General features: G+C 68.4%; 10 protein-coding genes. All 10 read right to left on the bottom strand.

Annotation, left to right across the window (positions count from 1 at the left end):
- Positions 1-9: 9 nt before the first annotated feature.
- From SMN802W_RS16585 to SMN802W_RS0106625, 10 genes are read right to left on the bottom strand one after another with little or no spacing between them, the layout of a single operon-like run.
- Positions 10-936, bottom strand: a complete 927-nt coding sequence (locus tag SMN802W_RS16585; protein ID WP_019516127.1) for a cell division protein FtsQ/DivIB — start codon at positions 934-936, stop codon at positions 10-12.
- On the bottom strand, positions 933-1,901 hold the full coding sequence (locus tag SMN802W_RS0106665; protein ID WP_019516126.1) for a D-alanine--D-alanine ligase: 969 nt from the start codon (positions 1,899-1,901) through the stop codon (positions 933-935). The genes SMN802W_RS16585 and SMN802W_RS0106665 overlap by 4 nt, the downstream gene beginning before the upstream one ends.
- The gene (gene murB, locus SMN802W_RS0106660) at positions 1,898-2,779 is read right to left on the bottom strand and encodes a UDP-N-acetylmuramate dehydrogenase (RefSeq protein ID WP_037523464.1); all 882 of its coding nucleotides are present in this window, start codon (positions 2,777-2,779) and stop codon (positions 1,898-1,900) included. The genes SMN802W_RS0106665 and murB overlap by 4 nt, the downstream gene beginning before the upstream one ends.
- 29 nt (positions 2,780-2,808) lie before the next feature.
- Complete coding sequence (gene murC, locus SMN802W_RS0106655; RefSeq protein WP_019516124.1) at positions 2,809-4,224, bottom strand: UDP-N-acetylmuramate--L-alanine ligase; 1,416 nt, start codon at positions 4,222-4,224, stop codon at positions 2,809-2,811.
- On the bottom strand, positions 4,221-5,366 hold the full coding sequence (murG, locus tag SMN802W_RS0106650) for an undecaprenyldiphospho-muramoylpentapeptide beta-N-acetylglucosaminyltransferase (RefSeq protein ID WP_019516123.1): 1,146 nt from the start codon (positions 5,364-5,366) through the stop codon (positions 4,221-4,223). Before murG ends, murC begins: the two co-directional genes overlap by 4 nt.
- Entirely contained in the window at positions 5,363-6,577 is a 1,215-nt protein-coding gene (locus SMN802W_RS0106645; protein ID WP_019516122.1) for an FtsW/RodA/SpoVE family cell cycle protein, read from the bottom strand. Before SMN802W_RS0106645 ends, murG begins: the two co-directional genes overlap by 4 nt.
- 51 nt (positions 6,578-6,628) lie before the next feature.
- Positions 6,629-7,903, bottom strand: a complete 1,275-nt coding sequence (gene murD, locus SMN802W_RS0106640; RefSeq protein WP_019516121.1) for a UDP-N-acetylmuramoyl-L-alanine--D-glutamate ligase — start codon at positions 7,901-7,903, stop codon at positions 6,629-6,631.
- On the bottom strand, positions 7,900-8,970 hold the full coding sequence (gene mraY, locus SMN802W_RS0106635; protein WP_019516120.1) for a phospho-N-acetylmuramoyl-pentapeptide-transferase: 1,071 nt from the start codon (positions 8,968-8,970) through the stop codon (positions 7,900-7,902). The genes murD and mraY overlap by 4 nt, the downstream gene beginning before the upstream one ends.
- On the bottom strand, positions 8,971-10,341 hold the full coding sequence (locus SMN802W_RS0106630; RefSeq protein ID WP_019516119.1) for a UDP-N-acetylmuramoyl-tripeptide--D-alanyl-D-alanine ligase: 1,371 nt from the start codon (positions 10,339-10,341) through the stop codon (positions 8,971-8,973).
- On the bottom strand, positions 10,338-11,765 hold the full coding sequence (locus SMN802W_RS0106625; protein WP_019516118.1) for a UDP-N-acetylmuramoyl-L-alanyl-D-glutamate--2,6-diaminopimelate ligase: 1,428 nt from the start codon (positions 11,763-11,765) through the stop codon (positions 10,338-10,340). The genes SMN802W_RS0106630 and SMN802W_RS0106625 overlap by 4 nt, the downstream gene beginning before the upstream one ends.
- Positions 11,766-11,795: the final 30 nt, after the last annotated feature.

Genomic DNA, 11,795 nt, shown 5'->3' with positions numbered 1-11,795 from the left:
TGCCCCGCCTCAGACCTCGCCCGCGCCGAGCGGACGCGCACTCGCCTCCGACGTCTCGGGCGTGTCGACAGGTTGCGGCGTTTGCGCGTCCTGCCCCGGCTTTCGCGCGACGAGCTTCGCCGGATCGCGCATGTCGAACCGCAGCCACCCCTTGCCGAGCAGCGGGCTGGCGCGTTCCATGTCGGCGAACTTGACCAACGCCGCCTGCGCGCCGTCCTGCGGCAACGCCAGCGTCTCGCCGGTCGTGAAGGTCAGGTCCCAGCGGCGATTGCCGACCCACGCCGCGGCCTTCACGCGGCGACGAAGCGCCGGCGCGGCCGCCAGCAGCGCCTGGTACGCCGGCTCCTGCTGATCCGCACCGGGGCCGATCACCAGGGGCAAATTGGGCATGTTGGCGCGGTCGACCGGCGCGAGCAGCCTTCCGGTCGCATCGATCAGCGTCAATTGTCCGTTATCCTGCCACACCGCAGCGGGTTCACGCTCGGTGACGTGAATTAGCAGGCGATCGGGCAACCGCCTCGACACGTACGCATCCTCGATCCAGCCATAGGCGAGCAACCGCTGCCGCACCGCCTCGAGATCGAGCCGCAGCATCGCGCGCGAGGGTTGTTCGAGCGCGACCGCATAGACCGTCTCACGGTCCATCCGCTTCAGCCCCGTGATGTCGACCTGCTCGACACGCAGCCCCGCCTGCGCCGCGGTTTCGGCGATGCCGATGCCGATCGCCGAGGGGATGCCGATCCACGATGCGACTGCGATCGCCGCCGCGCCGCCAGCACCCAACAGCGTCCAGGTGACCGCGCGGCGCAGGAACGCCTCGTTGAACGGCAGCTTCGCGACCATGCGCTGCCCGAACGTCTTCTTCGGCGCGGACTTGCGGCGGTTGACGGTTCGGCGCGGACCACCGGCGGGCTCGCGGCGGATCGTGCGGCTCATGGCGCGCGCTTCTCCGCACGCTCGGCGGCATCGCGCAACGCCTCGTCGACGATCGCCTGAACGAGCTCGGGGTAGCTCATGCCGGTATGCCGCGCCTGTTCGGGCACGAGGCTGAGCGGCGTCATGCCCGGCTGCGTGTTGACCTCAAGCAGGAACAGTCCGTCGACGCCGCGCTCGTCGTCCCAGCGGAAGTCGGAACGGCTCGCGCCGCGACAGCCGAGCAGGCGGTGCGCGTCGACCGCCAGCGCCATGCAGGCCTGCGTGATCTCGTCAGGGATCGGCGCGGGAAACAGATGCTCGGTCATGCCGTCAGTGTATTTGGCGTCGTAATCGTACCAGCCCGATTTCGGGCGCAGCTCGGTGACGCCCAGCGCACGGGGGCCGTCGGCGCCACCCAGTACCGCGGTCGTCAGCTCGCGCCCGCGCACGTATGGCTCGGCGAGCAGTTCATCGAACTCGGCCCACGGGCCTTTCGCGTCGCGCGCGATCGGGTTCCCGTAATTGCCCTGACTCGTCACGATCGCGACGCCCACCGACGAGCCTTCGTTGACGGGTTTGAGCACATAAGGCCGCGCGAGCGGATCGGCCTCGAACACCTCCGCCGATTTGACGATGCGCCCGCCGGGCATGGGGATGCCGTGCGGCACCAGCGCCTGCTTGGTCAGCACCTTGTCGATCGCGATCACCGAGGTCGCCATGCCGCTATGCGTATAGGTCAGCCCCATCAGGTCCATCAGCCCCTGCACGCTGCCGTCCTCGCCGGGCGTGCCGTGGAGCGCGTTGAAGACGAGATCGGCGTTCGCATCGGCCAGCCGTACGGCGACGTCGCGCGCCATGTCGATCCGGGTGACACGGTGGCCGAGCGACTCGAGCGCGTCGGCGACGCCCGCGCCCGATGAGAGCGAGACTTCGCGTTCGGCCGACCAGCCGCCCATCAAAACCGCGATGTGCAATGCTTCGCTCATGCCTGCACGCCCACCCGCTGTATCTCCCACTCGAGCGTCACGCCGCTATGCGCCTTAACCGCCGCGCGCACTTCCTCACCCAGCGCCTCGATATCGGCACTGGTCGCCTGACCGACGTTGAGCAGGAAGTTGGTATGTTTGTCACTGACCTGCGCGTCGCCCAGCCGCTTGCCCCGGCAGCCGGCCTGATCGACCAGCGCCCACGCCTTGTGCCCGTCCGGGTTCTTGAAGGTGGAGCCGCCGGTCTTCGACCGGAGCGGCTGCGACGCCCCTCGCGCAGCGGCGATACGGTCCATCTCGGCCTGGATCGCCGCGGGCTCGCCGGGTTCCCCACGGAAGGTCGCGGCGATCACCACCGCCCCTTCAGGCAGCATACTGTGACGGTAGGTGTAACCGAGTTCACTGGCCGGCAGCGTCCGCCGCTCGCCCGAGCGCAACACCACCTCTGCCTCGACCAGCACGTCCTTGACCTCGCGGCCGTACGCCCCGCCGTTCATCCGCACGAACCCGCCGACCGTGCCGGGGATCGAGCGGAGGAATTCCACGCCTGCGATGCCGCCGTCGCGCGCAGTCGAGGACACGAGAATGCCGCTGGCCCCCGCGCCGCACCGCAGCGTGGTCGCATTCAGCACCTCCACGCGTGCGAACGGTTTCCCGAGCCGAATCACCACGCCCGGCACGCCGCCATCGCGCACGATCAGGTTGCTGCCGAGCCCGAGCGCCAGCACCGGTACCGCCGGATCGAGGTTGCGCAGAAAGGCGGAGAGATCGGCCACGTCGGCGGGCTCAAACAGCCACTCCGCCGCGCCGCCCGCCTTGAACCAGACAAGCGGCGCGAGCGGGGCGCAGGGCGTCAGCCGACCGCGGACCGCAGGCATCGTGTCAGAGGTCAAGGCAGCTACCATGCTCACCGATGCGACGCGATCGCGGGCGCAAGGCCGGCGGCCCACTTCGTGATGTCGCCCGCGCCGAGGCAGATCACCTGATCGCCGCCGCGAACCTCGCTCGCCAGCGCCTCGGCGAGCGCGTCAGCGTCGCCGACTGTCTGCACGTCGCGGTGTCCGCGGCGGCGCAAGCCGGCGACCAACGCATCGGCGTCGACGCCCTCAACCGGGGCCTCGCCCGCGGCATAGACCGGGGTGACGTAGACCGCATCGGCGTCGTTGAACGCGCCCTGAAAGTCTTCCATCAGATTGCCGAGCCGCGAGTAGCGATGCGGCTGGACTACCGCGATCACGCGCCCCTGCGCCGACTCGCGCGCGGCGGCGAGCACGGCTCGGATTTCGACCGGGTGGTGGCCGTAATCATCGATGATCGTCGCGACGCCGTTCTCCGCCGCAACCTCGCCGACCTTGGTAAAACGTCGCTTGACCCCACCGAACTTCTCGAATCCGCGCTGGATCGTCGCGTCATCGATGCCGAGTTCGAGCGCGACGCCGATCGCGGCGAGCGCGTTCTGCACGTTGTGCCGACCGGGCATCGGCAGATCGATGCCCTCGATCGAGCGCGTCGCGCCGTCGCGCGAGCGGATCAGCGCCTCGAACCGATTGCCGCCGGGATAAGGCGACACGTTGACGCCGCGCACGTCGGCCGATGCCGCAAAGCCATAGGTGACGATCCGGCGGTCGCGCACGCGCGGGATTAGCGCCTGCACTTCCGGATGGTCGAGGCACAGTAGCGCCGCGCCGTAGAAAGGCACGTTCTCGACGAACTCGACGTAGGCGTCCTTCGCGCGCTCGAAGCTGCCGTAATGATCGAGGTGTTCGGGATCGATGTTGGTCACGACCGCGATCGTGCCATCGAGCCGCAGGAAGCTGCCGTCGCTCTCGTCCGCCTCGACCACCATCCAGTCGGATGCGCCCAGCCGTGCGTTCGAGCCATAGCTGTTGATGATGCCGCCGTTGATGACGGTCGGGTCGACACCCCCTGCATCGAGCAGCGCCGCGACCATCGAAGTGGTTGTCGTCTTGCCGTGCGTGCCCGCCACCGCGACCGTCGATTTCAGCCGCATCAGCTCGGCGAGCATCTCGGCGCGGCGCACCACCGGCACGCGGCGATCGAGTGCGGCCTCGACCTCAGGGTTGCCGCGCTTCACCGCCGTGGAGGTGACGACAACCGCGGCGTCGTCGACATTCTCGGCCGCGTGGCCGATCGTCACGGCGATCCCGCGCTGGCGCAGCCCCTCGACGACATAACCTTCCGCCACGTCGCTGCCCTGCACCGAATAGCCGAGATTATGCATCACCTCGGCGATGCCTGACATGCCGATGCCGCCGATGCCGACGAAGTGGATGGTGCCAATGTCGGTCGCGACGCCCTTCACGCGAAAGCCTCCTTCGGCTGCACGCGCCCGACGTGGACCGGCGCGCGCGGTGCGTCGAGGCTTTCGACCAGATCGGCCATGTCGCTGACCGCGTCGGGCATCCCGCAGGCACGTGCGCGACCAGCCGCGTTCTCCAGCGCAGAGGGATCGAGTCCCAGCTTCTGCATCTGCTTGGCAAGCTCGGTCGGCGTGAACTGCGGCTGCGGGATCGTGCGCGCGCCGCCCGCATCGGTGATCGCGCGCGCGTTGGCGGTCTGGTGATCGTCGGTTGCGCCCGGCAGCGGCACGAGGATCGCCGGACGACCCGCGGCGGTCAGTTCCGCGATCGTCGACGCGCCCGCGCGCGCGATGACGAGGTGCGCCCAGGCGAGCTGCTCGGGCATGTCGGGCAGATAGGTCGCGAGATCGGCGGCGATGTCGAGCGCGGCATACTTCTCGCGCGCGGCGTCGATGTCCTCGATCCGCGCCTGATGCGTCACCTGCAACCGGCGGCGGAATGCGACCGGCAGCATCGCGAGACCGTCGGGCACCACCTGGCTCAGCACGCTGGCGCCCTGGCTGCCGCCGGTGACGAGCACGCGGAAGATGCCGTCCTCCTCCAGCAACGGATAGGGTCGGCTGCGCAGTGCCAGCACTGCTTCGCGCACCGGATTGCCGACGAGGTTCACCTTGTTGGCGTAGGCAGGCTTGAGGCGATCAGTGTTGGGGTAGCTCGTCGCGATCGCGTCGACGCGACGCGCGACCAGCCGGTTCACGCGGCCGAGCACGGCATTCTGTTCGTGGACGGCGGTCGGGATACGCAGCGCGAACGCGGCTGACAACGCGGGAAATGCGGGATAGCCCCCGAAACCAATTACCGCCGCGGGCTTCAACGAGCGATAGAGTTCGCGGGCGGTGCGACGCCCCTCGACCATCTGCCGCGCCGCATTCGCCCAGCCGAGCGGGCCGCCGGCGAAACGCCCCGCCGGGATAACGTGCGTCTCAACGCCGTCGAACAGCCCGGGAAAGCGCACGCCGCGCGCGTCGCTGACCAAAGCGACGCGGTGGCCGCGCCGCATCAACTCGGCCGCCAGCGCGGCGGCGGGAACCATATGGCCGCCGGTGCCCCCGGCAGCGAGAACGAACGAGCGCGCACGCGTCATGCGGCATTCCAGCGGTTGATGTAGGGACTACGCATCAGGAACGGGTTGCGCCGGGTGAACGCGAGGAGCAACCCCATCCCGATCGACAAAGCGACCATCGACGATCCGCCGTAGCTGATGAACGGCAGCGTCATGCCCTTCGACGGAGCAAGCCCGGTATTGACCGACATCGAGACGAGCGCCTGCGCGCCGAACTGCACCGCGAGACCAGAGGCGGCGAGCAGCTTGAAACTGTCCTGTTCGTCGAGCAGCTTGACGAACACGCGCACCACGATCGCCAGGAAGACGAGCGCCACGATCATGCACGCGATCAGCCCGAACTCCTCGCCGATGACGGAGAAGATATAGTCGGTATGCGCCTCGGGCAGGCCGAACTTCGCGGTGCCGCCGCCGGGTCCGGTGCCGAACCAGCCGCCCGCGGTCAGCGTATTATGCGCGGCGTTGGTCTGGAAATGATCACTGGCACCCTCCCCTTCGATACCGGGGAACAGGAACGCGTCGATGCGCGCGCGGGCGGTGCCGTAGAAAGTGTAGGCCGCGATCAGCCCGACCGGTACCATCGCCAGCAATCCCAGGATCGTGCGCGGCGGCGTCCCCGCGATGACGATCAACGCGAGCCAGATCGAGCAGAAGATGATCGTCTGACCGAAATCGGGCTGCAACATCAGTAGCACCGCGACCAATCCGGTCAAAGCGGCAGTGATGATCGTCGCGGGCAGTTCCTCGTCACGCGCCTTGAGCGACAGCAGGTACGCGACCGTCACGACGAAGAAGGGCTTGAGGAACTCCGACGGCTGGAACTGCGCGAAGCCGAACCCGATCCAGCGCCGCGCACCGTTGACGGTCATCCCGACGAAGGGCGTGACGGCCAGGAGCGCGACGCAGATCCCCGCACCGACCAGCGACATGCGCCGGGCGACCGTGACGGGCAGCATCGAAACGCCGAACAGCACCGGCAGCGCGACCGCCACCCAGATCACCTGTCGCCAGAAATAATGCAGCGGCGTGAACTTCACGTGCTCGCCCGAATAGCGCACCGCGGTGGCAGGCGAGCCGGCGGCGACCGCGATCAGCCCGATCGCGATCAGGAACAATGCGAGCAGCAGCAGCACGCGATCGATGTCCCAGAACCACGTGCCGAGCGGCGACGGATCGCCGCGCCCGCCGCGTCCCTGCAACCGCCCGCGGCGGATCGCCTGCATGTCGTTCATGGCCGGACCCCTACGCAGAACATACCCGGAGCGCGCTTCATGCCGCCCTCGTCATGCCAACGCCTCCACCGCTTCGCGGAAGGCTCGGCCGCGATGCTCATAGTCGCTGAACTGGTCGAACGAGGCGGCGGCGGGCGACAACAGCACTACGTCGCCGCGCTCCGCCTCCTGCGCGGCAAGCTTCACCGCGCGCTCCAGCGTCTCGACCTCGGCAACGGGCACGTGCGGGCGCAGCACCTCGGCGAAGCGTGGGCCGGCCTCGCCGATCGTGTAGGCGCGCGCGACATGGACGAGGTGGGCCATGCAGGCGTCGAGATCGTCGCCCTTCGCACGGCCCCCGACAATCCAGTGGATGCGCGGAAAGGCGGCGAGCGCCGGCGCGGTGCTCTCCGGATTGGTCGCCTTGCTGTCGTCGTACCAGGTGACGCCGCCCAACGTCGCGACGCGCTCCATGCGGTGCGGAAGACCGGCGAAGCTGGCGAGCGCCTGTTCGATCACCTCATCCCCGATATTGAGCGCGCGCGCGACTGCGATCGCGGCGGCGGCGTTTTGCGCATTGTGCGGTCCCTGAAGCGCGGGCCAGCGCGACTGATCGACGCTGGCGTTGGCGTCGAGGCGGATCGCGCGCGCGCCGAGTTCATCGGCTATTCGCGCCGACATGGCATCACTGGCGCCGACGACCGCAACATGGCCGGACGACTGCATCGCGAACAACCGCGCCTTCGACGCCGCATATGCCTCGAAACCCTCGTAGCGGTCCAGATGATCGGGCGTGACGTTGAGCAGCACCGCGACATCGCAGTCGAGCGTCTCCGTCAGGTCAACCTGGTAGCTCGACAGTTCGAGCACGTAGATGCCACCTTCGGCGAGCGGCTCCTGTCCGAGGATCGGCAATCCGATGTTGCCGCCCATTAGCGTCGGCAGCCCTGCCTCCGCGCAGATGTGGCGGACGAGCGCAGTGGTGGTCGACTTGCCGTTGGTCCCGGTGATCCCGACGACCTTGTGCGACGGCAGCTCGCTACCCGCCTGCGCGAACAGTTCGATGTCGCCGATGATCGGCACGCCTACCGCGCGTGCCTTGGCGGCAAGCGGGTGCGTGTTGAGCGGCACGCCGGGCGAGACGACCAACGCGTCAAAGCCGGTCAGGTCGAGCGTGTCGAGATCGACCATCTCGACACCCGCGAAGCCGTCACGCTTCATGGGATCGCTGTCCCATGCCACGACCTGCGCCCCGGCGGCCACGAGCGCGCGCACCGTCGCGGCGCCCGAGCGCGCGAGCCCGAGCACGGCGTACCGCTTTCCCGCCCAGGCGCGCGCGACGATCATCGCAGCTTCAACGTCGACAGGCCGGCGAGCGCCAACACCAGGCTGATGATCCAGAAGCGGATCACGACGGTCGGCTCGCTCCAGCCGAGCTGCTCGAAATGGTGGTGGATCGGTGCCATGCGGAACACGCGCTTGCCCGTCCGCTTGTAGACGAACACCTGGATGATCACCGACAGCGCCTCGACCACGAACAAGCCGCCGATGATGCCGAGCACGATCTCATGGTGCGCGACCACCGCCATCGTGCCGAGTGCACCACCGAGTGCAAGGCTGCCGGTATCGCCCATGAAGACGGCGGCGGGTGGCGCATTGTACCACAGGAAGGCGAGCCCCGCCCCTACCACGGCGCCACAGAAGATCGCGAGCTCGCCTGCGCGCGGTACGTGCGGGATGCCGAGATAGTCGGCGAACTTCACATTGCCCGCCAGATAGACGATCACCATGAACGCGACCGAGGCGATGATGACCGGCATCGTCGCGAGGCCATCAAGCCCGTCGGTCAGGTTCACCGCATTGCCGAACGATACGATCACGAACGCGGCGAAGAGCGGGTAGAAGTAACCCAGATCGATGTAATAGCGGTTGGTGAACGGCAGGAAGAGCCCCGAGCCGTTCTCCTGCATGATGATCCAAGCGGCGACGCCCGCGATCAGGAATTCGAGCAGAAGCCGCACGCGTCCGGGCACCCCCGCGGTGCTCGCCTTTCGCACCTTGTCGTAATCGTCGAGGAACCCGATCGCGCCGAACCCCAGCGTCACGAACGCGCACGCCCAGACGAACGGATTGCGCAGGTCCATCCACAACAGCATCGCGAGCGACACGCTGGTCAGGATCATCAACCCGCCCATCGTAGGCGTCCCGCGCTTGGCAAGATGCGTTTGCGGCCCGTCGGCGCGGATCGGCTGCCCCTTGCCCTGACGTACGCGTAGCCAGCCGATGAATTTCGGTCCGATGATCAGCCCGATCAGCAGCGCGGTCGCGACCGCCGCGCCGGTACGGAACGACTGATAACGGATGAGGTTGAGCAGGCCCGGGAAGCCGAGGTGCTGCGCGATCCAGTAAAGCACTTAACTAATCCCGTTCGAGAGCCCGGCGACGACGCGCGCCAGTCCCACCCCGTTCGACCCCTTGACGAGCACCGCGTCGCCCGGCGCGATCACACGCGAAACATGTTTGAGCGCCGCAGCGGCGTCGGGCACATGAACGAAATCAACCTGTCCCTCAAGCGCTTGCGCGAGCGGACGCATCGCTTCGCCGACCAGCACGGCCGCCTCGACCCGCGCGGCGATCACCGCGGGCACGAGGCCGGCATGATAATCGGCGCTCTTGTCGCCGAGCTCGCGCATCTCGCCCAGCACGGCAAGGTGGCGGCCCGGCTGATCGCCCAGCACCGCCAGCGTCGCGGCGACCGAAGCGGGGTTGGCATTGTAGCTCTCGTCGATCAGCAAGGCGCGCCCGTCGCCCACGGCTATCTCGATCCGTGCCCCACGCCCGGCGAGCCCGCCCAGTTCCGCCAGCGCGAGCCCGGCGAGCGCGAGATCGCCACCGACCGCATCGACCGCGGCGAGGACCGCCAGCGCATTCGACACCCAGTGCGCACCCGCCTGCGACACGGTCAGGCTCAGCTCGTGCTCACCGACGCGCGCGGTGACGAAGGTGCCGCCGCTGCTCGCCCGTGCCATTTCCACCGCATGGACATCCGCCGCGCGGTCGAGCCCGAAGGTGACGATCCGGCTTGCATAGGGCTTTGCCGCGGCGATCAGCCGGTCACGATGCGGGCTGTCGTAGGGCACGATTCCGACGCCGCCGGGCTCGAGCCCACGAAAGATTTCGCCCTTCGCATCGGCGATCGCGGCCTCGTGCGGAAAGAATTCGGTATGTGCGGGCGCGATCGCGGTCACCAGCGCGACGTGCGGACGCACCAGCGTGGTCAGGTGCGCGAGTTCGCCTGGATGGTTCATCCCCATTTCGAGCACCGCATAGTTGCTGTCGCGCGGCATGCGCGCGAGGCTCAAAGGCACGCCCGTGTGATTGTTGTAGCTCTTGACCGAGCGATGCGCCCTCGCGGCCGGCGAACGATCGAGCGCGGCGAACAACGCTTCCTTGGTGGAGGTCTTGCCGACCGAGCCGGTGACGCCGATCACCTTGCCTGCGACCCGTGCACGTGCCGCGCGGCCAAGATCTTCGAGCGCGGCGAAGGTGTCGGCAACCGCGACCACGGGCTCGGTCTGAGGGCGCGACACGAGCGCGCCTGTCGCTCCTTGCGCGAATGCCCGATCGACGAAGCGGTGACCGTCGGTCGTCTCTCCGGTCAGCGCGACGAACAGGTCACCGGGCCCGACCTCACGCGAGTCGAACGCGACCCCGTCGACCGCGAAGTCTGCGGTCGCGCGGCCGCGAGTGGCGGCCGCGATTTCGGCGGCGGTCCACAGGCTCATGCCGCGACCTCGCGTGCGACCGTGACGTCATCGAACGGCAGCACCATGTCGCCGACGATCTGCCCCTGCTCGTGCCCCTTGCCCGCGATCAGCACGATATCGTCGGCGCGCGCGAGTGCGACCGCGTGCGCGATCGCGGCGCGGCGATCACCGATCTCGGTCGCGCCGGCCGCACCTTCCAGCACGTCGCGGCGGATCACCGCCGCATCCTCGCCGCGGGGATTGTCGTCGGTGACGATCACCACATCGGCGTGATCGGACGCGACCTTGCCCATCGGCGCGCGCTTGCCCTGGTCGCGGTCACCGCCCGCGCCGAAGACGAGGATCAGCCGCCCGGCCACGTGCGGGCGCAGCGCCGCGATCGCCGCCTCCAGCGCGTCGGGTGTGTGCGCGTAGTCGACGTAGATCGGCGCGCCCGATTTCGCGATCGCGGCACGCTCCAGCCGTCCACGCACCGGCTGTAATCTTGCGAGCCCCTTGAGCGTCGCGGCCGCCTCCCCGCCCGTCGCGATCACCAACGCCGCCGCGATCAGTGCGTTCGCCGCCTGATAGCCGCCGATCAGCGGCAGGTTGACGCGGTGCTCGGCACCATCGGCGGTGGCGATCACCAGCCCCTGCCCCAGCAACGTCGGCGCGCGCGAGACAAGGCGCAGGTCGTCGCCGTGTTCGCCCACCGTCATCACGCGGTTGCCGCGCTCACGTGCCAGGTCGATCACACGCTCCGACTGCGGATCGTCCGCCCACACGACCGCCACGCCATCGGGGCTGAGCACTTCGGAAAACAGCCGCAGCTTGGCAGTGAAATATGCCGCCATGTCGCCGTGATAGTCGAGGTGATCGCGACTGAGATTGGTGAATGCCGCCGCAGCGACGCGCAGCCCCTCGGTGCGGTACTGGCTCAATCCATGGCTGGACGCTTCGAACGCCAGATGAGTCACGCCTTCGCGCGTGAGCCCGGCGGCGTTCGACAGGAAGGTGACGACATCCGGCGTCGTCAGCCCGGTCACGACGCGCTCGTCGGCGGTGGTCACGCCCAGCGTACCGACCGAGGCGGCGTGGTGTCCCATCATGCGCCACAATTGCCGCGTCATCTCCACGGTCGAGGTCTTGCCGTTGGTGCCCGTTACCGCGACCGTGGCATGCGGAAACGGTGCGAAGAAGCGTGCGGCGAGCTTGGCGAAACACTCGCGCGGCGAATGGTCGGCGATGTGGAGCACGCCCTCGACCCGAGCGTCCGTTCGCGCGACGATCGCAACTGCCCCCGCCTCGATCGCGGCCGGGATGAAGTCCTCGCCGTTGACGCGCGTGCCCTCGAACGCGCCGAAGATTGTGCCCGGCGCGACCTTGCGATGATCGATCGCGAAACCGGTGACGATCGCATCATCCGCCCCGTCGATCGCATCGGTCAGGGCCGACAGCCTCATTCGCCCAGCCTCTTCAATCGTCCAGCCCCT

This window comes from Sphingomonas sp. Mn802worker, from assembly GCF_000382485.1.
Taxonomy (GTDB): domain Bacteria; phylum Pseudomonadota; class Alphaproteobacteria; order Sphingomonadales; family Sphingomonadaceae; genus Sphingomonas.
The sequence above is the reverse complement of the archived record's forward strand: the minus strand, read 5'-3'. Positions and strand labels throughout refer to the sequence as shown.

Coding starts and splice junctions, on each gene's coding strand:
- murD (WP_019516121.1), bottom strand. CDS start 7,903: ATGATCGTCGCGCGCGCCTGGGCGGGAAAGCGGTACGCCGTGCTCGGG.
- SMN802W_RS0106630 (WP_019516119.1), bottom strand. CDS start 10,341: ATGAGCCTGTGGACCGCCGCCGAAATCGCGGCCGCCACTCGCGGCCGC.
- SMN802W_RS0106645 (WP_019516122.1), bottom strand. CDS start 6,577: ATGAACGACATGCAGGCGATCCGCCGCGGGCGGTTGCAGGGACGCGGC.
- murG (WP_019516123.1), bottom strand. CDS start 5,366: ATGACGCGTGCGCGCTCGTTCGTTCTCGCTGCCGGGGGCACCGGCGGC.
- murB (WP_037523464.1), bottom strand. CDS start 2,779: ATGCCTGCGGTCCGCGGTCGGCTGACGCCCTGCGCCCCGCTCGCGCCG.
- SMN802W_RS16585 (WP_019516127.1), bottom strand. CDS start 936: ATGAGCCGCACGATCCGCCGCGAGCCCGCCGGTGGTCCGCGCCGAACC.
- SMN802W_RS0106625 (WP_019516118.1), bottom strand. CDS start 11,765: ATGAGGCTGTCGGCCCTGACCGATGCGATCGACGGGGCGGATGATGCG.
- SMN802W_RS0106665 (WP_019516126.1), bottom strand. CDS start 1,901: ATGAGCGAAGCATTGCACATCGCGGTTTTGATGGGCGGCTGGTCGGCC.